Source organism: Streptomyces sp. NRRL B-24085, assembly GCF_001282115.1.
Taxonomy (GTDB): Bacteria; Actinomycetota; Actinomycetes; order Streptomycetales; family Streptomycetaceae; genus Streptomyces.
In genome coordinates this window covers 1-2,645 of record NZ_LJBR01000617.1, presented here as the reverse complement: position 1 = coordinate 2,645, position 2,645 = coordinate 1, and the positions used below count along the sequence as shown (strand labels likewise).

General features: G+C 71.5%; 4 protein-coding genes. 1 reads left to right on the top strand and 3 read right to left on the bottom strand.

Going from position 1 to position 2,645, the window contains the following annotated elements:
- Nucleotides 1–59 precede the first annotated feature (59 nt).
- On the bottom strand, nucleotides 60–1,259 hold the full coding sequence (locus AOJ26_RS40325) for a low temperature requirement protein A (protein WP_053853296.1): 1,200 nt from the start codon (nucleotides 1,257–1,259) through the stop codon (nucleotides 60–62).
- 191 nt (nucleotides 1,260–1,450) lie between these two features.
- Between AOJ26_RS40325 and AOJ26_RS40320 the strand changes: the two genes are divergently transcribed.
- Nucleotides 1,451–1,642 (top strand): hypothetical protein, encoded by a 192-nt coding sequence (locus tag AOJ26_RS40320; protein ID WP_053853295.1) that lies wholly within the window; start codon nucleotides 1,451–1,453, stop codon nucleotides 1,640–1,642.
- A gap of 22 nt (nucleotides 1,643–1,664) precedes the next feature.
- Here the strand turns inward: AOJ26_RS40320 and mscL are convergent, their stop codons facing one another.
- Both mscL and AOJ26_RS40310 read right to left on the bottom strand, forming a co-directional pair.
- Nucleotides 1,665–2,138 carry a large conductance mechanosensitive channel protein MscL gene (mscL, locus tag AOJ26_RS40315; protein WP_053853294.1) on the bottom strand — a complete coding sequence of 158 codons (474 nt, stop codon included), beginning with the start codon at nucleotides 2,136–2,138 and terminating at the stop codon, nucleotides 1,665–1,667.
- 138 nt (nucleotides 2,139–2,276) lie between these two features.
- A partial coding sequence (locus AOJ26_RS40310) for a hypothetical protein (protein WP_053853293.1) occupies nucleotides 2,277–2,645 on the bottom strand: 369 nt, incomplete at its 5' end.

Genomic DNA, 2,645 nt, shown 5'->3' with positions numbered 1-2,645 from the left:
GTCTCACCCCGCCGCCCCGCCGCCGCGCCGGAGTCCGGCGGGGCCGCACGATCGCGTGATCACGCCACCCGGGCCGGCACCCCCCGCTCCCGTGCCCCCATCCGCGCGGTCAACGTCGTCCCGGTCACCACGGCCAGCGCCGCCACGATCCCCGCCGCGAGCACCGCCCAGTCGCCCAGGAAGGTGCAGCAGATCACCAGCAACGCCGTGACCGGCAGCACCAGTTGCTGCCCGATGCCCACCTTGTAGTAGCGCGAGTGCAGGAGCCAGACGGTGAGGAGATAGAGCGCGGTCGGCAGGGTGACCGCGGCGGACGCGGCCAGGGTCGAGATGTGCGCCTTGCCGACGGCCTGCTCCACGGCCACCTCCAGGCCCGCCCCGATCGCGGCGGCCGAGGCGAACACCACGTAGTGGCCGTAACCCCACAGGAACGCGTGCCGGTTGGAGCGCAGGTGGCCGTGGATGGGGACCACGAAGTAGATCCACCAGGCCGCGAAGATGATCAGGAGCCCGCCCGCGGCGATCGGCAGCAGTTCGTCCAGGGCGTCGTTCTCGTCGATGCCGGACTTCACGGCGACCGTGGCGGCGGCGATCGTCTCGCCGAGCACGATGATCGTGAACAGCCCGTAGCGCTCCGCGATGTGGTGCGGATGCCACGTCGTCGGATGATCCCGCTCGGCGAAGGGCGGCACGCACATCTCCAGCACAGCCATCACCAGGAACACCCAGGGCCGCCCGCCCTCGGGCAGCAGGATCAGCCCCATCCAGCCGACCTGGCACAGCAGCACACCGAACGCGTACCGCAGGGCCATCGTCCGCTCCGCGCCCTCCGTCGAACGCGCTACCCGCAGCCACTGCGTGATCAACGCGAGCCGCATGATCACGTAGCCCACCAGCACGGCCAGGAACTCGTGGTCCTCGAACGCCCTGGAGACCCCGGCCGCCAACACCAGGACGCCGGCGATCTGGACCAGGGTGACGACCCGGTACAGCGCGTCGTCGTTGTCGTACGCCGAGGCGAACCACGTGAAGTTCATCCACGCCCACCAGATGGCGAAGAAGACCATCGCGTAGTTCAGGATTCCCTCGCCGGCGTGCCCTTCGGCGACGGCGTGCACCAGGGCCACGCCCGCCTGGGCGATCGCCACGACGAAGCAGAGGTCGAAGAAGAGCTCCAGCGGCGAGGCGACCCGATGGGCCTCGTCGCGGCCGCGGGCGGTGAGTCTGCGCAGCGGGCTGTGTGTCGGACTGGACGTCATGGAGCCAAGCACAGCAGATGTCGTCCGGAAACGCTTGTGCACCCCGCACCGGCACCGACCGGCCAGAAGCCAGGGCCGGACTCGCACCCGCACTCGGACCAGCACTCGGACCCGCACTCGCACCCGCACCGGGACCCGGGCCGGGCGGCCGCTCCCGCCCTGTGGACCCGGCAGGGCCGTACCCTTGCACCATGAGCAGCGCCCCCCGCCCCGAGCCCCGCGAGCCCCGCGAGACGAAGCCCACGCTGGTTTTCGACGATCCGCTGGACCAGCAGTCCTCGGACGACACCGACCGGGGCTGGGGCGACCGGCCGCGCTCCGACGGCGACAGCGCGGCCGACCTGAAGCGCTTCCTCGACGAGAAGCCGCCCCACCACATCTGAGCGTGCGGCGGCACCCGGCGCGCTAGCGTCCGTCGTGGCCCGAGCCCCGCTGGGCGACCAGGGCGTCGCGGATCTCCTTGAGGACCTCCAGCTCGGTCACCTCGATGACCTCGTGCGTCCCCTCCTTCGCCTTCCGGCGGGCCTCCACCCGGGCCAGGTACTTCGACATCGGCAGCACCATCAGGAAGTAGACGACGGCCGCGGTGATCAGGAAGGTGAGCGTGGCGCCGAGCACCGAGCCCCACCGGATCGGGATGCCGCTCACCACGGTGCCGTCCGCCGTGACCTTGCACGGGTCCCGCAGACACGAGCTGTAGCTGTCCAGGTTCTTGGTGCCGATCGCCCCCACCAGCGGGTTGATGATCCCCTTCACCACCGAGTTGACGATGTTGGTGAAGGCGGCGCCGATGACCACCGCGACTGCCAGATCGACGACGTTCCCGCGCATCAGGAAGGCCTTGAAGCCCTCCCAGACGCTCGGCTTCTTCTCGCTCACCCAGAGGCCTCTTCTCGCACGCACAGGTTGTGGAACAAACAGCTCCGCAACCTACGTCAACGCGAGGTGACCCTGTCCAATCGGGTAGCTCCAAAGGGGGACTTGACACCCGTCCCCGCAGCAGGCGGATCACACGGCTCAACACAGCGTCACCGCCAGCCGTGCCGTAGTGCTCGCGCCCGCGAGGCGGGCCGCCGTCGCCCGCGGCACCGAGAGCACGACCAGCGCCCCGCCCTCGGTCACTGCGTCCGGCGGCTCCGGCACCCGCGTCACCCGTGCCCCGCGCGCGACCACCCGGGCGTCCCCGCCCAGCGCCGACTCCTCGGCGGCGATGACGTCCACCCGGTCCCCGGGCCGCAGCAGCCGGACCGTGGCCCCGTCGGCGATCCGCACCGGTGCCGACACCGCCTCCGCGGCCCGGTGCGCGCGCACGGGCTCGCTCGCCGGATGCCCCCGCGCCCCCTCCTCGTCCCGCGCCACGTGGTCCCCCCGCGGGCCCGCCGCCAC